The organism is Amycolatopsis sp. NPDC051903, from assembly GCF_044452505.1.
GTDB lineage: Bacteria > Actinomycetota > Actinomycetes > Mycobacteriales > Pseudonocardiaceae > Amycolatopsis.
On record NZ_JBITBT010000004.1, the window covers coordinates 49,762 to 67,642 of the forward strand.

General features: G+C 63.4%; 23 protein-coding genes. 16 read left to right on the forward strand and 7 right to left on the reverse strand.

Features of this window, described 5'->3' with window-relative positions; all coding sequences use genetic code 11:
• The first annotated feature begins 5 nt into the window (after positions 1 to 5).
• The 15 genes from ACIA77_RS11250 (at position 6) to ACIA77_RS11320 (ending at position 11,488) form a co-directional block, all read left to right on the forward strand.
• Positions 6 to 1,292 carry a phage major capsid protein gene (locus tag ACIA77_RS11250; protein ID WP_395885699.1) on the forward strand — a complete coding sequence of 429 codons (1,287 nt, stop codon included), beginning with the start codon at positions 6 to 8 and terminating at the stop codon, positions 1,290 to 1,292.
• 64 nt (positions 1,293 to 1,356) lie between these two features.
• On the forward strand, positions 1,357 to 1,695 hold the full coding sequence (locus ACIA77_RS11255) for a head-tail connector protein (protein WP_395885700.1): 339 nt from the start codon (positions 1,357 to 1,359) through the stop codon (positions 1,693 to 1,695).
• Entirely contained in the window at positions 1,692 to 2,048 is a 357-nt protein-coding gene (locus ACIA77_RS11260) for a hypothetical protein (protein WP_395885701.1), read from the forward strand. Before ACIA77_RS11255 ends, ACIA77_RS11260 begins: the two co-directional genes overlap by 4 nt.
• A gap of 227 nt (positions 2,049 to 2,275) precedes the next feature.
• Positions 2,276 to 2,455, forward strand: a complete 180-nt coding sequence (locus ACIA77_RS11265) for an HNH endonuclease (protein WP_395885702.1) — start codon at positions 2,276 to 2,278, stop codon at positions 2,453 to 2,455.
• Positions 2,456 to 2,463: 8 nt separating this feature from the next.
• Positions 2,464 to 2,874, forward strand: a complete 411-nt coding sequence (locus tag ACIA77_RS11270; RefSeq protein WP_395885703.1) for a hypothetical protein — start codon at positions 2,464 to 2,466, stop codon at positions 2,872 to 2,874.
• A 100-nt stretch (positions 2,875 to 2,974) separates the two neighbouring features.
• A complete protein-coding gene (locus tag ACIA77_RS11275) occupies positions 2,975 to 3,238 on the forward strand; it encodes a hypothetical protein (protein ID WP_395885704.1) in 264 nt (87 codons plus the stop codon).
• An 81-nt stretch (positions 3,239 to 3,319) separates the two neighbouring features.
• Complete coding sequence (locus ACIA77_RS11280) at positions 3,320 to 3,595, forward strand: hypothetical protein (protein ID WP_395885705.1); 276 nt, start codon at positions 3,320 to 3,322, stop codon at positions 3,593 to 3,595.
• Between the two features lie 853 nt (positions 3,596 to 4,448).
• The gene (locus ACIA77_RS11285) at positions 4,449 to 6,227 is read left to right on the forward strand and encodes a hypothetical protein (protein WP_395885706.1); all 1,779 of its coding nucleotides are present in this window, start codon (positions 4,449 to 4,451) and stop codon (positions 6,225 to 6,227) included.
• A gap of 11 nt (positions 6,228 to 6,238) precedes the next feature.
• Complete coding sequence (locus tag ACIA77_RS11290; protein WP_395885707.1) at positions 6,239 to 7,624, forward strand: hypothetical protein; 1,386 nt, start codon at positions 6,239 to 6,241, stop codon at positions 7,622 to 7,624.
• 176 nt (positions 7,625 to 7,800) lie between these two features.
• Positions 7,801 to 8,772, forward strand: coding sequence for a DUF5047 domain-containing protein (locus ACIA77_RS11295; RefSeq protein WP_395885708.1), 972 nt, complete (start codon positions 7,801 to 7,803; stop codon positions 8,770 to 8,772).
• Positions 8,772 to 9,455 carry a hypothetical protein gene (locus tag ACIA77_RS11300; RefSeq protein WP_395885709.1) on the forward strand — a complete coding sequence of 228 codons (684 nt, stop codon included), beginning with the start codon at positions 8,772 to 8,774 and terminating at the stop codon, positions 9,453 to 9,455. Before ACIA77_RS11295 ends, ACIA77_RS11300 begins: the two co-directional genes overlap by 1 nt.
• A gap of 9 nt (positions 9,456 to 9,464) precedes the next feature.
• Entirely contained in the window at positions 9,465 to 10,007 is a 543-nt protein-coding gene (locus tag ACIA77_RS11305; RefSeq protein ID WP_395885710.1) for a hypothetical protein, read from the forward strand.
• Positions 10,008 to 10,010: 3 nt separating this feature from the next.
• Entirely contained in the window at positions 10,011 to 10,235 is a 225-nt protein-coding gene (locus ACIA77_RS11310) for a hypothetical protein (protein WP_395885711.1), read from the forward strand.
• A gap of 33 nt (positions 10,236 to 10,268) precedes the next feature.
• Complete coding sequence (locus ACIA77_RS11315) at positions 10,269 to 11,192, forward strand: glycoside hydrolase domain-containing protein (protein WP_395885712.1); 924 nt, start codon at positions 10,269 to 10,271, stop codon at positions 11,190 to 11,192.
• Positions 11,192 to 11,488 carry a hypothetical protein gene (locus ACIA77_RS11320; protein ID WP_395885713.1) on the forward strand — a complete coding sequence of 99 codons (297 nt, stop codon included), beginning with the start codon at positions 11,192 to 11,194 and terminating at the stop codon, positions 11,486 to 11,488. The genes ACIA77_RS11315 and ACIA77_RS11320 overlap by 1 nt, the downstream gene beginning before the upstream one ends.
• A 58-nt stretch (positions 11,489 to 11,546) precedes the next feature.
• Here ACIA77_RS11320 and ACIA77_RS11325 read toward each other — a convergent pair whose 3' ends face one another.
• The 4 genes from ACIA77_RS11325 to ACIA77_RS11340 form a co-directional block, all read right to left on the reverse strand.
• Complete coding sequence (locus tag ACIA77_RS11325) at positions 11,547 to 12,341, reverse strand: helix-turn-helix transcriptional regulator (RefSeq protein ID WP_395885714.1); 795 nt, start codon at positions 12,339 to 12,341, stop codon at positions 11,547 to 11,549.
• A 29-nt stretch (positions 12,342 to 12,370) separates the two neighbouring features.
• Positions 12,371 to 12,823 (reverse strand): hypothetical protein, encoded by a 453-nt coding sequence (locus ACIA77_RS11330; protein ID WP_395885715.1) that lies wholly within the window; start codon positions 12,821 to 12,823, stop codon positions 12,371 to 12,373.
• Positions 12,824 to 12,892: 69 nt separating this feature from the next.
• Entirely contained in the window at positions 12,893 to 13,132 is a 240-nt protein-coding gene (locus ACIA77_RS11335) for a hypothetical protein (RefSeq protein ID WP_395885716.1), read from the reverse strand.
• Between the two features lie 11 nt (positions 13,133 to 13,143).
• Complete coding sequence (locus ACIA77_RS11340; RefSeq protein WP_395885717.1) at positions 13,144 to 13,674, reverse strand: hypothetical protein; 531 nt, start codon at positions 13,672 to 13,674, stop codon at positions 13,144 to 13,146.
• Between the two features lie 48 nt (positions 13,675 to 13,722).
• On the opposite strand from ACIA77_RS11340, the gene ACIA77_RS11345 reads away from it, so the two are divergent.
• Positions 13,723 to 14,730: a hypothetical protein gene (locus ACIA77_RS11345; RefSeq protein WP_395885718.1), complete on the forward strand. Its 1,008-nt coding sequence runs from the start codon at positions 13,723 to 13,725 to the stop codon at positions 14,728 to 14,730.
• A 695-nt stretch (positions 14,731 to 15,425) separates the two neighbouring features.
• Here ACIA77_RS11345 and ACIA77_RS11350 read toward each other — a convergent pair.
• The 3 genes from ACIA77_RS11350 to ACIA77_RS11360 form a co-directional block, all read right to left on the reverse strand.
• Positions 15,426 to 15,968 (reverse strand): DUF6069 family protein, encoded by a 543-nt coding sequence (locus ACIA77_RS11350; protein WP_395885719.1) that lies wholly within the window; start codon positions 15,966 to 15,968, stop codon positions 15,426 to 15,428.
• 43 nt (positions 15,969 to 16,011) lie between these two features.
• A complete protein-coding gene (locus ACIA77_RS11355; protein WP_395885720.1) occupies positions 16,012 to 16,602 on the reverse strand; it encodes an HdeD family acid-resistance protein in 591 nt (196 codons plus the stop codon).
• 109 nt (positions 16,603 to 16,711) lie between these two features.
• Positions 16,712 to 17,833, reverse strand: coding sequence for a cytochrome P450 (locus tag ACIA77_RS11360; RefSeq protein ID WP_395885721.1), 1,122 nt, complete (start codon positions 17,831 to 17,833; stop codon positions 16,712 to 16,714).
• Positions 17,834 to 17,881 lie beyond the last annotated feature (48 nt).

Sequence of the window (17,881 nt, forward strand, 5' to 3'; positions counted from 1 at the left end):
CAAGTATGTCTAACGCGTACCTGGATGGCCTGCGCACTCGTTTTGACGAGAAGCAGGACGCCATTTCCGCTCTTCAGACTCGGGCCGTTGAGGATGGCCGGGACCTGACTGAGGCTGAGCTTCGTTCGGTGAACGAGCTTGGTGCTGAGGCCAAGGCCATTGCGGAGCAGATTAAGCCCCTGGCTGAGATTGAGAACCGTAACGCTCAGGTTCAGGGCATGACCGCCAGTGTTCTTCCGGCGACGGAGGTTCGTAAGTCGAGCACCACGGCCGTGGACCGGGACCCGGGCCATTACCGCAGTGCCGAGGACGGTGGCCAGCACTCGTTCTTCGGTGACATGTACCGCGCCCAGAAGATGGGCGACCGTGAGGCTGAGGGTCGGCTTGCGGAGCACAACCGTGCGGTGACCCAGGCTTCGGGTGGTGACGGTGTGGTTCTGCCCAAGTGGCTGACCTCCGAGTACCAGGCCCTGGCCCGTCAGCAGCGTGCGGTTGCTTCCCGGGTTCGTCACATTGACCTGGGCCGTGACCCGCGTCCCCTGACCCTGCCGAAGCAGACCGGTGGCACGGACGCCAACATTCTGCCCCAGGCGGCTGAGGGTGCGAACACCCCGGGTTGGGGTACGGACCGTTTCACCACGGACGTTGACACCCTGACCCCGGACACCTATGGCGCGTACCAGGACGTTGCGCGTCAGCTTCTGGACTCGGGTAACCCGGCTGTCGATGGTCTGATTTTCCAGGACCTCATGGGTGCCTGGAACCAGAAGGTTGAGAGCCTGGTTTGTGCCGCGATTCTGGCTGGTGGCACGGCTACCGGTACCACGTTCGCGACTGAGGCTGCCTGGCACGCGTCGGGTGCGGCGCTGGATGCGGTTATCGACGCTCAGACTGCGGTTGCCAGTGACCTTCGCGGTCAGGCGGACTTGGTCATTATGAACTTCCGTCGCTTCGGCGAGTTCCGGAAGCTCAAGGACGACAACGGTCGTCCGCTCATGCCGGTTTCCCGCTTCGTGCCGCAGAACGCCACCGGTGCTCTGGGTAACGAGCTTGTGGGTGACATTGAGGGTTCGGACGTTATCGCCTCGGCCGGTGTCGCGACCGCCTACCCGGAGAAGTACGCGGTTCTGCGCTCGCAGGCCGTGATTCTGGGTGAGTCCCCGGTGACCCAGTTCACCTACGACCAGGTTGGTGGCCCGGCGTTCATTCGCATGGGCATCTGGGCGTACGTCGGTGTCCTGGTCCGTAACCCCAAGTCGGTTTCGGTCCAGACCGTGACGGTTTCCGCCTGATTCACGTCCCCCGGGGTCTGGGTTAACCGCCTGGGCCCCGGGGTTGACCCTCGGAGGTTTACTCATGGCTTGGCCGCCCACTCTTGAACAACTGAAGGCGGACCTCAAAATCCCTACCACGTCGGATGACCCGGTCCTTCAGCAGAACCTGGATGCGGCCGTGGCCTTTGTCGAGGGTGTTCGTTCGGACCTGGATTTCGCGGATGAACCCGAGGGGCCGGCTCCTGACTCCCAGGTCATTCTGGGCACTGTTCGTTTGGCGGGGCGTTGGTTCACTCGTCGCCGGTCTCCTGAGGCCCTGGTGGACATGGGGGAATTGGGTTCGACCCGAGTTCCTTCCTTTGACCCGGACATTGAGCGTCTGCTCCGTATTGGCCGGTATCGGGGTCCGGTGGTCGCATGACCGTGCTTCAGGACGCGGTTGCGGGGCTTAAGGAAGTCCTGGAGACGATTCCGGACCTGGTTGTGTACTTGGACCCCGGAGCCTCAGTTCAGGGCCTTGGAGCCGTCATCACGCCCCCGATTCTGTCGTGGGAGTCGTTTTGTGAGGACCCGACCGAGGCCACGTTCGTCGTGCACTTGGTTGTGCCTTTCGACGAGTACGCCACGTTCCGGCTCTATGAGCTTCTGGAACCTGTGGTCACCGCTATCCAATCGGACCCCCGGTTTTCGGTGTCGTCCGCTTCCCCGGGCCTGCTCCAGTCGGGCGGGGCTCAGCTACCTACCTACGCCATTTCCGTGGACACCGCACTATGACACGTCGAGCGTGTGTTTTTCCGCAGTGTGGTCGTCCCTCGGACAGCAGGCAAGGGCTATGTAGCGGGCATGTAATGCAGCAGAAACGTGGTACAGAGCTTCGCCCCTTGCGAGCTTTGGCGCCAAAAGGTTCCGGCAATACAAATAGCCAGGGCTATCGGGTTGTGTCCTGTCCCGGACACCCCAATGCGCGAGCTAATGGCACGGTACTTGAACACGTTCTCGTCATGTCTGAGGTTCTCGGACGTCCGCTCTTTCCCGGCGAAAACGTCCACCATATAAACGGCGTTCGCAACGACAACCGCCCTGAAAATCTTGAGCTCTGGGTGACCTCTCAGCCACGGGGACAACGCCCCGAGGACCTGGTCAATTGGGCTAGAGAAGTTCTAGAGCGTTACGATATTTAGGAGGAATTATGGCGCTTACCGTTAGGCGTCTGAAGGTCATTACCCTGACCATCGGTTCTCAGTCGATTGAGTGCCAGCTTTCGAGCTGGACCCTGGACCCGGGTGTTCAGGACGGGGACCGCATTTACACGTACTGCCCGGACGGTGCGGCTGTTGCCGAGACTGACTCGGAACCGACTCTCGCCATCACGGCCTACAGCAAGTGGGTTGAGGGTGGCTTTGAGGACTTCCTCTGGACGAACCGGGGCACGGTTGCGGCTTTCACCCTGGACCACCACCCGGACATCACGGCGGAGCACGTCCAGTGGACTGGTTCCCTGATGGTTCAGCCCGCGCCGGTGGGTGGTGACCGTGGCGATAACGAGACCACGGAAATCACGTTCCAGGTTATCGGCGACCCCGTGTACTCGCGCCCGTAAGGAGGTCTGATTCATGGCACGTCAGTCTGTTACCACTCAGACTATCACCCGGGCCGGGGTTGTTCCTACGGCTACGTCTCCGACCGCTGAGGGGGACATCGTGGACACGGGTTCCACGGTCTTCCTTCTGGTCTCGAACACCGGTGCTTCTCCGGCCACGGTCACGGTTGAAACTCAGGGCACGCTTTATGGCCTTGAGGCTGAGGACCTCACGGTTTCTCTTGCAGCCGGGGCCACGAAGCTCATTGGTCCGCTTCCTCGTCAGGCTTTCGGTTTCCCCAAGGGTGACGTGAATGCTGACCGGGCTTTCGTGGACTACACGGGCACGTACGCGGACCTGAAGCGTTCGGTTCTCACCTTCTGATTCACCCCATTCGGCCCGTCCCGGGTTCTGGAGTAAGGGCCAGGACTCGGGGCGGGTTTCCCTTACCGAAAGGAATTCATCGTGTTCAAGTTTGTTGTCACCAATGACGAGGGCCTCGCTATTGAGCTTGAGGCCAAGCCCCGGGACATTCTGCGGTTCGAGCGTGAAACTCAGGTCAAGCTTTCGGACCTGGAGGAGGGGTTGTCGTTCGCGGACCTCTACCACTTGGCGTGGGTCACGTTCCGTCGTGTGGACTCGGTTAATGCTCCGAAGACCCTGAAGGTTTTTGAAGAGGGTTGGGACGTTGACCCGGTTGTGGAACGCGAGGACGCGGACCCTACGAACGCGGAAGCCTGACCCGAACCGTTCTTGAACTTGCAGTGGGTTCCATGCAGCCCATTAGCGAGGTCAGGAATTTGACGTTCAGGGAACTCAGGACTCTGTCCGCGATTCTGGAAGAACAAGAGAAGCAATCTAAATCCTCGGGGCCAGGACAAGGCCCGGCCCATTCGGGGCCCGTTCAGTATTCAGGTTAACCCCGAGGGAGAAGACTCGTGGCTAAGTCCACACTCACAGTCAGGGTTACGGTCGAGGGGGCCCGGGAAGTACTCCGGGCTTTCTCGGTCCTACCCAAGGATGCGAGCAACGCACTCCGAGACCATTCCCAGGCTATTGCCAGGAAGCTTGTACCCAAAGCCGTGGTGGACATGGTGGCTCATGGTGGGCCTCAGGGCCGACTCTTGGCCTCCACTGTCAAGGCTGTCAGGGACCGGGTTCCGGTTATCCAGGTTGGCGGTACTCGTCGTCTGGGCCGGAATCGTGCCCCCGCCTACGGCATGCTGTTTGGTTCCATCTTCGGCATGAATGGCCGGTCCGGTTGGTATTCGGCCTCGAAGTATTCGGGTGACGTTGGTCGCCAGTACAGGCCTCACCAGGGCCAGGACGCTTATGCGTTCTTCCCCCTAGTTGAGCGTGAGGCCCCCATGATTTCTCGCGAATGGTATGCGGCGGCTGATGAGGTTGTCCGCAAGTTCTCACACGGGGGTGCGTAATGGCTTCAGGCGAACGCACTGTCCGTATTAGGTTTGATGGCACGGCCAAGGGCCTTATCACTGCTGCGGCTGAGGCCAAGGCGGCTATCAAGTCCCTGGCCGATGACCAGAAGAAGCGCTCTAAGGCTGTATCTGACTTCGCCTCTAAAATCGGGTCCATGGGCAAGGGCCTGTTGTCGATGGCCCAGAATGCGGCTACCGCGTCCACGGCCCTGAATGTCCTGCCGGTCATTATCAACGGCCTGATTACTGCGGCCGGGGCTCTGCCCCTGGTTGCGGCCGGGGGCTTGGCTTTCGCCTCGGCCATGGTGGCAATCAAGCTTGGAGCCGATGGGGCTAAGAAGGCATTCCAGGGCCTGAACCCTCAGCTTGACGCATTGAAGTCGGCTGTCTCGTCTTCGTTTGAGAAGGCCCTGAACCCGGCTGTCTCAAACCTTCAGGTTGTGCTTCCGAAGCTGACCTCTGGGTTCCAGCAGATTGTGACCGCGATTGGTGGCGTGGCTACCAAGGTCACGGCTTTCCTGGCCTCGGCCCAGGGCACGAGTGAACTGAACACGATGCTTTCGGGCACGTCCCGCATCATCCAGAATCTGGGTTCGTTCCTCGCCCCGGTCATTCAGGCTTTCCTTCGCATCGGTGCCGTGGCCATGCCCATTCTCGTGGGCTTGACCTCGAACCTGGGTGCAGCGGGTGAGGCCTTCAATCAGGCTGTCCAGCACTTCGCGGACTCGGGTGGCTTGGAGCAGTGGATTAACTCCGCCGTGGCCGGGTTCAAGTCGTTCTTTGACCTGGCCTCGGATGTGGTCGGGATTCTCGGTGACGTGTTCGGAGCTATTCAGGATGCGGGTGGTGGAAGCCTCGGTTTCCTGGGCCCGCTTCTGAAGACGGTTCGGGAGTTCTTGGACTCGGCCGAGGGTCATGACACCCTGGTCGGGTTCTTCGATTCCCTGAACCAGGTGGCCGGGGCTTTGTCCAAGGTCCTCGGTGCCGCGTTGCAGGCTATCGGTCCGGCGATTCCGCCCCTGGCTTCAGCGTTTGCTGACCTGGCTACCACGCTGTCCAACATCCTGGTTCCAGTGATTCAGTTCCTGGCCCCGGTCCTCCAGAACATTGCCAACTTCATTGCCCAGAATACCTCGTGGATTACGCCCCTGGTCATCGCCATCGGGGTGTGGACTGCGGCCCAGTGGCTTCTGAACGCGGCCCTGGACGCTAACCCGATTGGCTTGGTCATCCTCGCCATCGGGGCTCTGATTGCCATTGTGGCGACCATCATCACGTATTGGCAGCCTATCTCGGACTTCTTCGTGAACCTGTGGAACACGGTGAAGGATGCGGTTACGGCTGCTGCTTCGTGGGTGTGGGACCGGATGAAACAGGCCTGGGCCTGGGTCGTTGGTGTGTGGAACGGGGCTGTGGCCTGGTTCCAAGCCATTTGGATTGGCATCAAAACCGGGGTGTCCATGGCCCTGGACGCTGTGAAGAACATTTTCTCCAGCGCCTGGAACACGATTAAGGGTGTGTGGTCCAGCGTCGGGAGCTTCTTCTCCGGGATTTGGTCTGGGATTGGTAACGGCTTGAAGTCTGCCCTGAACGGGGCCATTCGGCTCCTGAACGGTGCGATTCACGGTATCAACAACGTGACCGGTGTGGTCGGTATCCCGGGCATTCCGGATATCCCGTACCTGGCTCGTGGTGGTACGGCCCTTCGAGGCAAGCCCCACATTGTTGGTGAGCGTGGCCCCGAACTCTTCATCCCCGGTCAGACGGGTCGTGTGGTCTCGAACTCCCAGACCTTTGGGGGTCCGACTGAAATCACCCTGAACCTTGACTTGGGTGAGGGTATTGCTCAGCGAATTCAAGTCCAGCTTGACGAACAGAACCGTGGCACGGCCAGGCTTGTGGGTGCCGGAATTGGGGGTGTGGCGTGGCGGTAACCGCTACCTACATGACGGACCTGTCCCGGGTTCGGGTCTCATTCTCCGGGGCCCCGGCCACGGCTGACTATGCGGTTGTGGAGCGGTCCACGGACGGCTTGAACTGGACCACGGTCCGGGGCGGGGACGTTGTGCCCTTGGCCCCGGGCTTCCTGGATGACTACGAGTTCACGGCCGGGGTTCTCAACACCTACCGGGTTTCGTTCGTGGACTCGGGCCCCATCACCTCGGTTCCTAGTCCGGGAACCACGGTCACCGGGGACAACACGAACCTGACCCCTCCGCTTCCGGCTACGGGCCTTCTGCCCGGGGACACGATGTTCCTGTTCGCCTCAATCGGAAGTGTATCGGGTACGGACGTGAACACCCCGACCGGTTGGACTAAGATTGTGGACTTCGGAAACGTGGCCTTGTTCTCCAAGCGCTACGTCACCGGAGACACGGCCCCCACCGTATCGTTCACGGGCGGGGTTTCCGGGTCGGATGTCATGGCCCAGGTTACGGCTTTCCACAATGCTAGTCAATTCCCTCGGTCCGTGGCCAAGAACGATAATGGTTCGAACCAGAATGTGGCACTTCCCGCCTTGAATGTCGATACCCCGGCGACCTTGAACCTGTGGCTTGCCTGGAAACAGAACGCGTGGACTGGCGCCACAACCGGGCGGGGGTTCGCAGAAATCGGAGACTGGACCTCGGCTATCGGGGCCACGACTTCGGCCATGTGGTGGGAGTACACGGTTCAGGCCCCGGATGCTGAGATTAGCTTCACGCCAACGAACTTGACCGTGACCGGGGGTTCAGCCGCTGTGTCCAAGGGTGTGAGCCTCTTCTTTGGGAAGCAGGACTACATCACCCAGGCCACGGCCACCGTGACCCCCATGTTGGACACGGCTTGGCTGAAGAACCCGCGTCGTCCGAGCTTGAACACTGCGGTCATTGTGTCCGAGGTTGGGCCCCTGTCCCGGGATTCCCGGTCTGGGACCTTCGATGTCATCGGCCGGACCATGCCGGTTGTGGTCTCGGACGTGGCTTCGTCCCGCAAGTTCTCCTTGACCATCATGGTGGATGACGCGGACGGGGCCTCGGACCTGGATGCCCGTCTTGCGGCCGGGGACGCTTTGTTCCTTCAGACCCCGGACCCGGATTCCGTGGTGCCCACGTTGTACTTCGTGACCTCCGGCTATTCGTGGCGCAGGACCAGTCACCGGGGTAAGCGCAGGTTCTTTGACCTGGACGTGGTTGAGGTCTCCATACCGGCACCCACCGTGTACGGCGGAACCATCACCTACGCGGACTTGCCTGGGCTCTATGCCTCGTACAACACCGTGGCCTCGTCTGTGTCGACCTATTTCAATTTGATGGACCTGGTTGTCCAGGCCGAAGTCATCGTGCCTTAGGAGGTGTCGTGAGGCCTGTTTCTGAATCCTTCCTTGCGACCCTCCGGGGTCCTCACCACATGGTGGCCAGGGCCAGGCTCGTAACCCCGGGCCAGACGGGTGTGACCCCAACCGGGATTCCAATTCCTGGAGTCTCGGACACGGGGGAGCTTCCCATCTTGTCCGGGGATGTGACCTTGGACATGACCGCCGATGTTCAGGCAACCTTGGACTTCACCACCATTTATCCCTGGCCCCAACGGGCCTCGGACCCGGGCACTCCGTATGGGTCTGAAATCTACGTTGAGCGGGGTGTGCAGTACGGCACGGGAACCACGGAATGGGTGGGCCTGGGCTACTTCCGCATTGACCAGGTTGAGCAGACTGGGCGGCCGGATGGCCAGATTCGTATCTCAGGCTCTGACCGAATGGCCATGGTCCAGGACGCCAGGGTCGTGGCCCCCATCCAGTTCAGCGCCTCAGCTTCGGTCGGTTCCACAATTGACCTCCTGGTTCAGGATGCATTCCCGGGCGGTGCGGTTCTGGACTCGGTCTATGACTGGGACGCGTACTCGGACCAATTCCAGGTTCAGCAGATTGTGGACGAGGACCGGTTGAAGTTCATCCAAGATGTGGTGGCTTCCAGGGGCAAGATTGCCTACTTCGATTACGCGGGCAGGCTTCAGGTCAAGGACGCCCCGGACACGTCGGGTGCTCCGGTCTGGGAAGTGAACAAGGGCCGGGGCGGTGTCCTCGTGGCCATGTCCCGAACCCTGAGCCGGTCTGGGGTCTACAACGCCGTGGTTGCCCGGGGTGACGCTACGGGTGAGGTTCCGCCGGTCCAGGCCATTGCCTACGACCAGAACCCCACGTCCCCCACCTACTGGTATGGGTCTTTCGGCAAGGTGCCCCGGTTCTATTCCTCGTCCTTCATCACCACGATGGACCAGGCCCAGGGTGCCGCTAATTCGATGCTGGCTCAGTCCACGGGGCTCCCGTATTCGGTCTCGTTCCAGACGGTTCCGAACCCGGCCCTGGAGGGTGGGGACGTTATCAAGCTCGTGTTCTCGGACCAGGAGGGCTACGAGATTCACATCTTGGACCGCATCACCTATTCCCTGACCCCGGATGGGGCCATGTCCGCAGACACGAGGAAGCAAACGCTGTGATGGACCCCACGATTGCAGCCCTGATTACCCAGGGCCTGGCTCAGCCCTCGGGCGCCAATGACACGGGCCTGTACACGGGTGTTGTGAAGTCCTGGGATGACCTGACCGGGTCCAACGCGGTTGAGGTGAACGGGGTTGTCCTCTCGAACCTCCGGGTCATTCAGACAGGTATCGGCACCTCGTACCAGGTGAACGACTCGGTCATGGTCGAACGCAAGGGAACCCAGTACTTCATCATGGGCAAGATTACTGCCCCGGGTTCCACGTTCTCGAACCAGATTGTTTCGGCTGAGGTCGACGTGGACGAGAACTGTACGTCCACGTCGTATGCAGACCTAGCTACATTCGGACCCCAAGCCACGGTGAATATCGGTTCTAGCCGCCGGGCCCTGGTTCTGCTCTCGGCATCGTTCTCGGTGCTGTCTCCGGCCGGTAACACCACCTATGCCGGGGGTCGAATGTCGTTCCAGGTTTCGGGTGCCAGCAGCATTGCGCCGAATTACAACATCTTCGGGGCCGTGGTTGGGGCCGGGGCGGTCATCTTCTCAAGTCGAGCACTCCTGCTCACCGCTGCGGACGGGCTTCAGTCCGGACAGAACGTGTTCACGGCCAAATACCTCCGCTACAACACGTCATTCACGCCGATTATCGGTAGCCGAAACATCACGGTCATCCCTTTTTAGGAGTCTTTCATGCCCCTTACCCCGAATTGGAGCCTCCCGTACCCGGCCGGTACTCAGGTTCCGAATGTTCCTGCTGACATGCAGGCCTTGGCCCAGGCCGTGGAGACCGTGTTCGACGGCTTCAATGGTGCCCTGACCACGAAGGTGGGTGGCGAGGTCAAGGCCTCGGCCCAGCAGACCGGTCTTAACTCGGGCTCCGGTACTCGCCTCACGTTCGGTGGGACCCTGGTTGCCCCGGCCGGTATTGGCTGGAACGGCACGGACACATGGACCATTCAGTCTGACGGCATTTACGTGGGCTACGTGAACATGCGTACGACCCTGAACCCCTGCTCTGGGGCCCTGCATGTGTCTGGGGCCTCGTACTCGGATGGAACGCTCCTGTTCCCCGGTGATTCGACTCAGGGCGGCTACGGCGACTTCACCCACAACTTTGGTGGGTTCCTGACTGCCGGTACCCAGATTTGTGCCTACTTCTACAACGCGTCTTCGACCACGACCACGGCTTTCAGCACTCGGGCCCCGATGTTCAAGTTGTGGAAGGTGTTCTAAGCCATGCCTGAAGAGATTCATAACGCGGAGTATTGGTTCGGTCGGTTGGAAAACAAGCTTGACAGGTTGGCCGAGAAGCTGGACACCACGACTGTCACCCAGGCCCAGCATGGGGAACGAATCAAGTCCCTGGAACAGAAGCAGGCCTCCAAGGCCACCACGTGGTTGGCCCTCGGCGTGGGAGCCATGGCCTGGGTTCCGAACCTGGTTGAGCTTCTCGGGAAGTAACACCTCAAGGCCCACCATGGAGGTCTGAAGACCGTGGCCTACATTGAACAATGGATTGACTACTCGGCCCGGACCATTCCTGGGGCCAAGATTCGAGCGGCAGGGTATACGGGTGCGATTCGCTACATTGACGCACCCAACCTTCTCGGCCACAAGCACACGACCCGAACCGAATACCTGGACCACCTGAACAACGGGCTCACGGTTCAACTGGTGTTCGAGGACTCGACCGATGACCCGGACGGCGGGTATTCGGCCGGGGCTGCCAATGCCCAGAGGGCCAAGGCGGGGGCCGACTACCTGGGCTATGACGGGGTTGTCTACTTCGCGAATGACCGGTCCGAGCTTCCCAGTGTTGTGAACTGGACCGAATACCTCCGTGGTGCCCGGTCTGTTCTCGGCTCTCGGGTCGGAGCCTACGGCTTTGCCAATGCCCTGAACACGGCCAAGGACTCGGCATTCGGGTTCTGGCAGGCGGGCCGGGAATCGGACCTCGTCCCCCACGCCGACGTGTACCAGTGGAACAACGGTCGTGTGTACGTGGACGGGGTTGAGTGTGACCTGAACAAGGTCATTCGGATTTACACACCCGGTGGCGGTTCGACCCCGGGACCTGAAATCGAGGATGAGGAAATGCCCGAACCGAAGAGGCAGCCTGTAAGCCCGGGTGTGCGGAATGACACCCTGTATTGGAATGGGCTCACGGACGGTGTCCTGAACATCGTACCCACGGCTACTCCGGTCTTCATGGGCCCGGTCCTGTGTTGGGGCCCGGGTACTGGCCTGAATGTGGCCAATGGCCGGGGTGGTGGGAACTCGCTTGTGCCTGGAGTCAATCCGGCCCGGGTCGAGGTCAACCAGCCTGGGGCGTATCGAATCCCCAAGGGCACGACCCGGGTGTTCTACTCCTACTCCTGTGCCAGTGAACACCTGGCCTGCATTGAGAGGGCCGCGTAATGAAGTACGCGAAAGCGATTCTTGCCGCAGTCTTCGGCCTGAGCCCGGCCGTGGTGGTCGGCATCCTGGCCTTGGTCGGGGTCCACGTGGATGAGACCACGGTTACGGCCCTGGTTGGCGTTCTGAGCCCGGTGCTCGCCACCTTGGGTGTGGCAGTGGGCCCGGCCAACAAAGCCCTAGAGACGGGCTCTGAGGGCCAGGACGAGGCACCGGAGCTTGAGGGCCCGGCCCAGATTCAGGCCCTGTGGGCTCAGCACCACGCGAGCACGGACCCTGCAACCCTGAACCCCCAGTAACGACGAAAGGCCCGGACCTGGCCCCCGATGTGGGAGTCAAGTCCGGGCCTTTTTGTGTCTAGACCTGGTCGTCAAACGGGTAGCCGTCCGGGGTCAAGCTAGGCTCATAGCTCCAATCCGCGTCCAGAAGCTCCTGAGCCGTCTTCTCCGGCCGGGGCTTGGGAGCCTTGGGTTCGTAGTCCGGAACCTGGAAGAAGTCCGGAGCCTTGGCCTTGAGCCGCTGGAACATCTTCCGGACGTTCTCCACAGAGAGCCCCAAGGCCTCGGCTGCAATCGGAGTCCAACCAGCCCCGGCCCCGTTCTCCGCAAGCCAGTAGGCAAGCTGGGCCTCACGGTTCGTGAGTTGGGCCTCAGCCTTGAACACCTGAACCACTTCCTCAGCGGAGGGAACATCGCCCGGGTCGCTGGTGTTCAGGTCCAGGAGGAACTCAGGCTCCTCAAAATCCTGGTCGAGAGACCAAACCTTGTTCCCGTCCGCGTCATTCATGCGGGACTCGGAGCCAACCGGGAACCCGGCCGCGTGAAGCCAGGTCGAGGCCTTCCGGTCAAGCTCCCAGTCTTCTTTCTGGTCGTGGGCGCTCTTGGTTCCACCCCGGAGCTTCATGGCCTGACCCCAGAACGAGGGGTCCGAGAAGTCCGGCCCGGGGTCTTCGAGTTCGAGCGCCGAGGCCCGTTCTTCGCCAAGGATTTCCTTCAGACTCGGGTAGTTCGCCGGATTGGGTTCTCGGAGCGGAAGCTCCCGGGATTCGAGTTCGGCCGAGTTGGCAGCCTCGAACTCTTCGGCCGTGAGGCCCAGGCCCTGGAAGCAAGCGACGTAGCGGGAGCGGATTTCGGAGTCAGTGAAGTGGGTCATGATGGCGCCTTTCAGGTTTGAGGTGTGAATCACTTGGAGTAGCAACCGCATTCGCAGTTAAGGCGCCTGGCCCACCACTTGGAAACAAAGTCGTTCAGCTTGGAAATCGGCATGATGTACTGCTTGTAACGCGTGCCCCGGTGGTACCAGTGGACCACGATTTCCTCGTCGTCCTCGATTGTGGCTCCGGCACCGAGGTCCCCATCCGCGAACGGGTCGAACACATGCAGGACCTCAAACGCGGGATATCCGGAATCCGACTTCAGTCGGGTCAGGGATTCAGCCGTGTAAACCTGGCCGTTCGGAACCACAGCCCCCACGGGCTTCAATTCAAGAACAAGGTTCCGGTCATACGTCTTGTCGTTCAGGTGTCCGTCAATGTCACTCGGGGAAATGAAGCCCGGGATTCCCTCCGGCCGGAACCAGGTGTTGAACCGTTCCATGCCGTTCTTGCCATGGCCTCGGTAGGTGTTCGCAGTCATTGTCAGTGTCCTTTCAAATTGGGCTCCCATCTGGGGAAGGCTTGGTGCAGGTGTTCGAGGTAGAGCCGGTTACAGGAAGGTGAGCAGCAGGGCAGCCAGGGCCAGGAGACCGAGAACCACCAGAATCCAGGTCCGGGGCTTTCGGGGCTGAGGCTCCCTGGCCTCGAACTCGCCTCGTTCCAGGGCCCATCGGGCTTGCATCATTTCGGCCCTCATGTCGAGGTCTGCGGCCCTTGCGTCCAGTTCGTTGAGGCTCTCGATTCGGCCATCCAGAACCATGTCCCAGAACTTCCGGTCAAACTCGTCCATGTCCATTCCTTTCATCGGGCCCAGGCACGGAGGCTCTCAGCCGAAACCAGTTCGTATTCGGAGCAGTCCGAGGCCTTACCCACGCCATAGGCTTTGTAAGCCTTGAATCCGGTCAGAACGGCGTAGCACTGGGCCACTTTTTCGATTTCGGTCGGTCCGTAATACGTGTAGGCCCGGGCCGAACCCCCCGCCTTACGGAACTGGGCCTCGTGGGCGAATTCGTGAGCCGCAACTCCCGCCACGTACTCACACGGGGTGTCCATCACAATCGTCACGTGCTTGGGGAGGGCCCAGGCGGCTGCATTGGCCATGTCCCAGGCCTTGGCCTGTGCCCGGTCCACCCAATCCACGTTGGTCTCGTGCTCACCGGTGAGAGCCCGGGCCTTGGCCACCTCCTGGTCCGGCAGGCAGACCCCGGAGACCGGAAGTGCGGTACCGGCATGGGCCGTGGGCGAGGCAAACCAGGTCAGGACCGAGACCAGGAGACCGACCAGGATGAGGGCCGGAACCAGGGCTTCCAGCCGAGTGAGGGTCTTCTTCATTTCTGCTCCTTCGACGTCCCGAAGGGCAAGAAGGACCTGGACGTCGCGGTGAAGCTGCAGGACCCGGGCACCGTCCTCGACGGTGTGCTCGTGGACCCGAACGGTGAGCTCGCCGACGTGAACAGCAACGTGTTCCTGGGCTCGCCGACCACGCTGCAGCAGGGCACGGGGCTGCAGCTCACGGACGCCAACCCGCTGCCGGGCCGCTGGCACCTCGTGCTCGTGGTGCAGAACCCGGTGACGGGCAAGCAGCTCGAGCAGCCGTTCACCGGCACGGTGGGCTTCGACCAGGTCGTGGTCAGCGCGCCCGCGCTGCCGGACTCGGCGTCGAAGAAGCTCGCCGCCGGCCAGGCCGTGTCGGTGCCCGTGACGGTCCGCAACACGGGCGTCGAGCCGATCGCGATCGGCGTGGACGCGCGGACGAACGCGCAGCAGACCCTGCAGCCGCAGCCCATCCAGGGCTCGACCGAGGTGAACCTGCCCGAGTTCAACGCCGACGCGCCCGTGTACTCGATCCCGCCGGACACGAGCAAGTTCACGGTCGCGACGTCGTCGACCGTGCCGGCGCAGGTCGAGCTGCAGGGTTCGGCCGCGGGCATCGACGTGCTCGGCGACCTGAAGGCCGCGCAGGCCGGCAGCACCGTCTCCGTCGCGACGATCGGTGAGAAGCAGGGTTACGTCACGAAGGGCGTCTGGTTCGCCGACGTGCAGGAGATCGGCCCGTTCGGCGCCGCGGGCGCCCCGGCCGGCCACGCGTCCTACACGGCGTCGATGCGCACCGCGGGCTTCGACTCCGCGGTCACGTCGTCCACCGGCGACCCGTACGACCAGTCCGCCGACCCGAACGGCACGGGCGGCTCGCCGCTCATCGTCGCCCCGGGCCAGACGGTGACGGTCACCGTGACCATCACCCCGTCGGGCAAGCGCGGTGCCTCGGTGGCGGGCCACCTGAACCTGGTGACCGTCCCGACCCTCCCGACCGGCGTGACGGGCCTGCCCCAGGTCGGCACCGGCGAGGTGCTGGCGACTCTGCCGTACAGCTACCACATCGGCTGAGTTTCCGCTGAAGTGAAGCCGGGCCGTCAGTCCACTCCGGACTGACGGCCCGGTTTTCGCTGCGGCCTCAGCGGTTGCGGTGCGGAGTTCCACACGAGTCCGAGACAGATCCGGTTTCGTTGAATCCGTAGTTGCGGCAGAATTCGCCTTTCTCGCCAATGCTGTCGCGGACTGTCCCCACCGGCCATGGGTGTAACCATCGCGAGTCGGGCGATGGACCACCGATGTGGTCGACGTCGGCCCCCGATCCGCCGGCGCATCGCAATGGCGCGCCAAATCCAGCCGTGGAAAGGCATCACGCGCCGGCCGCAGCCGCGACCTCGAACCGTCGCGCCGTGTCCCCGGTCCGGCCGGCCGCCGTCCCTCGGAGAAACTCTGCGGACTTAGCGGTCGTAGTACTGCATAGTTCGCACGAGGTCGCGACCGCTCCGGTTTCGGAGGATCTGCAGTACAGGTAGAACTCGCCTCGATCGCCAACGCCGTCGCGGACTGTCCCCCACCGGCCATAGGTGTAACCATCGCGAGCCGGGCGATGGATCACGTTGTGGTCGACGTCGGCCGCCGATCCGGCGGCGCATCGCAATGGCGCACCAAATCCAGCCTCGGAGAAGGCGCACGCGCCGGCCGCGACCTCAAACCGTCGCACCGCATCCCGGCTCGCGCCGGACGCCGTCCGTCGGGAAAATCCCGCCGCGTCAGCGGTCGTAGTACTGCGTCGGGGGTGGGGGTGGCTCGTTCCACTGCCGGGTCGGGGAGTTCGGGTCGGTGCGGCGCGACACGCGCTTGCGGCGGTGCAGCGTGCGCGCGTTGGCGGCCATGCTGTTGACCACGATCGCGATCACGAGGCCGATCACGAGGTTGATCGCGGCGGTCGCGATCTTGGCGCTCAGGTCGACCGTCAGCGTGAGCGGCAGCACCACCGCGATGAGCGTCACGAGCACCATGATCCAGCCGAAGAACTGGCTGGGCGCCGGCGTCGCGACGCTGAGCAGGTGCATCAGCGCCGTGGCGGCGAGCGCGGCGCCCGCGGCGACGAGGGCGTAGGTCGTGGTGCTGGCCGAGCCCCACACGCCCTCGCCCTTCGGCGCGAGCACCGGCACGTCGAAGATGCCCCGGGCGATCAGCAGGCCGACGATCGCGACGAGCGCGGCGATCACGGCCGTGGCGACTCCGCCCGCCCAGAGCCGGGCCGCGTCGATCCCCGGCCGGACGTCCTCGTCGTAAGGGTTCTGCGCCATCACGGATCCCTCCCGGTTCGGAAGCTGTCCCCCGATTGTCGCGCTAAGCGGGCTGGTTCGCCTGCTCGCGCTTGCCCCACCGCCGCAGCCGGAAAGCCAGCACGACGAGCATGATCCCGTACACCAGCGCGTAAATGCCGACGAGCAGGGCGATCCCGTACACCCCCGCGATCGGGTGGAACAGCACCAGCACACCCGCGATCACGGACACCACGCCCGCGAAGATGAGGAACCCCTCCCCCGAGATCTGCTTGCGCAACCGGATCGCGGCGACGATCTCGGCGACGCCCGTGACCACCGCCCACGCGCCGACGAGGATCGCCAGCACGAGGATCGTCACGCCCGGCCACACGAGCGCCACCACACCGGCGGCCAGCCCGAGCACGCCGAACAACGCGTACGCGGCCCGGTGCATGCCGTCACCGGGGCGGAACGCCTGCATGAACGCGCCCACCGCGTCGACGAGCGCGTAGATGCCGAAGACGAACGCCAGCGCCAGTGCCGTGAGGCCGGGCCAGATCAGGGCGATGACACCGAACACCACCGCGAAGCCCCCGCGCGCGAGAACCCACCCCCACGTCTGCCGCGGATCGATCACGGCACCGCCCAGGGGAGTGGCTAGGTATCCGGACATGACGCCTCCCTGACGTGATCCTGACCAGGGAAAACGTTAGCAGCGCAGGAAGATCGAAGCACGGGCGCTTCGTTCACCCGATAGATGAACGAAGCGTCCGAAGAGGACGTCAGAAGCTCACCGGCAGCGCCGCGAGCCGCCACGTGCCGGGGTCCGGTGCGCGCCGGACTTCCCCCAAGCGCAGCGAAGGGAACCGCCGCAGCAACCCCCGCAATGCGACCTCCGACTCGACCCGTGCGAGCGCCGCGCCGAGGCAGAAGTGCGGCCCGTGCGCGAACCCGAGGTGCCCGCCCGCGGCGCGGCGGACGTCGAGGCGCCCGGGGTCGGCGAACGCGCGCGGATCGCGGTTGGCCGCGGCGATCGCGGCCGACACGGGTTCGCCCGCGCGGATCGCGACGCCGTGCAGGTCGAGGTCCTCGGTGGCTTGGCGCGGGATCGTCAGCAGCTGCGGTCCGCACCAGCGCATCAGCTCGTCGATCGCGCCGGGCCACAGCCCGGGTTCGGCGGTCAGCTCGGCGAGCTGGTCCGGGTGGGTCAGCAGCGCTTCGACGGCGTTGGCGATGAAGTTGGCGGGTGTCTGGCCGGCGAGCACGAGCTGCCAGACCAGCGTGACGAGCTCCGCCTCCGCCAGCCCCTCGGTTCCGGCGAGCAGCTCCAGGAACTCGCTCGCGGGCGGAGTGGTCAGGCCGCGGGCGCCGCCGATGATGCCGGGCACGGCGGCGGCGAACCCCGCGCCCGAGCCGCTGACCACGTTCTGCCCGTACTCGTGCCAGCGCCGCCGGTCGGCCTGCGGCACGCCGACGAGCTCGCAGATCACCTCCATCGGCAACGGCTGCGCGAAGCCGGCGAGCAGGTCTTCCGGCTGCTCGTCCAGCAGACGCTCGACGATGGGCTCGATCCGGGACCGGAACTCCGCCGCGCGGCGGGCCGTGAACGCGGGCGCGACGAGCCGGCGCAGCCGCTGGTGCTCGGCGCCCTCCATCTCCTGCATCGTCCGCAGGTACGGACGGCAGTGCTCGGGCACGTCGAGCCGCTGGTAGCTGCCGGGGCCGAGCGCGAACCGCGGGTCCGTGAGCAGCTCGCGGGCGTCGGCGTGGCGGGTCAGCACCCACAGCGGGCCGAAGCCCGGGCCGACGAGTTTGGCGACGGGCCCTTGTTCGCGAGCTGCGCCGTAGACCGCGAACGGGTCGCGGTGCACCGCGGGGTCGGTCAGGTCGATCTCGGGGACCACGGGACTTCTCCTCAGTCGGATGTTCACATCAGATGTTCATATCATATG

Bases quoted from the DNA above. Each gene is read 5' to 3' on its own strand.
- ACIA77_RS11250 (WP_395885699.1), top strand. From the start codon at position 6: ATGTCTAACGCGTACCTGGATGGCCTGCGCACTCGTTTTGACGAGAAG.
- ACIA77_RS11265 (WP_395885702.1), top strand. From the start codon at position 2,276: ATGTCTGAGGTTCTCGGACGTCCGCTCTTTCCCGGCGAAAACGTCCAC.
- ACIA77_RS11355 (WP_395885720.1), bottom strand. From the start codon at position 16,602: ATGTCCGGATACCTAGCCACTCCCCTGGGCGGTGCCGTGATCGATCCG.
- ACIA77_RS11310 (WP_395885711.1), top strand. From the start codon at position 10,011: ATGCCTGAAGAGATTCATAACGCGGAGTATTGGTTCGGTCGGTTGGAA.
- ACIA77_RS11270 (WP_395885703.1), top strand. From the start codon at position 2,464: ATGGCGCTTACCGTTAGGCGTCTGAAGGTCATTACCCTGACCATCGGT.
- ACIA77_RS11285 (WP_395885706.1), top strand. From the start codon at position 4,449: ATGGGCAAGGGCCTGTTGTCGATGGCCCAGAATGCGGCTACCGCGTCC.
- ACIA77_RS11290 (WP_395885707.1), top strand. From the start codon at position 6,239: ATGACGGACCTGTCCCGGGTTCGGGTCTCATTCTCCGGGGCCCCGGCC.
- ACIA77_RS11350 (WP_395885719.1), bottom strand. From the start codon at position 15,968: ATGGCGCAGAACCCTTACGACGAGGACGTCCGGCCGGGGATCGACGCG.
- ACIA77_RS11260 (WP_395885701.1), top strand. From the start codon at position 1,692: ATGACCGTGCTTCAGGACGCGGTTGCGGGGCTTAAGGAAGTCCTGGAG.
- ACIA77_RS11320 (WP_395885713.1), top strand. From the start codon at position 11,192: ATGAAGTACGCGAAAGCGATTCTTGCCGCAGTCTTCGGCCTGAGCCCG.
- ACIA77_RS11255 (WP_395885700.1), top strand. From the start codon at position 1,357: ATGGCTTGGCCGCCCACTCTTGAACAACTGAAGGCGGACCTCAAAATC.
- ACIA77_RS11340 (WP_395885717.1), bottom strand. From the start codon at position 13,674: ATGAAGAAGACCCTCACTCGGCTGGAAGCCCTGGTTCCGGCCCTCATC.
- ACIA77_RS11305 (WP_395885710.1), top strand. From the start codon at position 9,465: ATGCCCCTTACCCCGAATTGGAGCCTCCCGTACCCGGCCGGTACTCAG.
- ACIA77_RS11325 (WP_395885714.1), bottom strand. From the start codon at position 12,341: ATGACCCACTTCACTGACTCCGAAATCCGCTCCCGCTACGTCGCTTGC.
- ACIA77_RS11300 (WP_395885709.1), top strand. From the start codon at position 8,772: ATGGACCCCACGATTGCAGCCCTGATTACCCAGGGCCTGGCTCAGCCC.
- ACIA77_RS11335 (WP_395885716.1), bottom strand. From the start codon at position 13,132: ATGGACGAGTTTGACCGGAAGTTCTGGGACATGGTTCTGGATGGCCGA.
- ACIA77_RS11330 (WP_395885715.1), bottom strand. From the start codon at position 12,823: ATGACTGCGAACACCTACCGAGGCCATGGCAAGAACGGCATGGAACGG.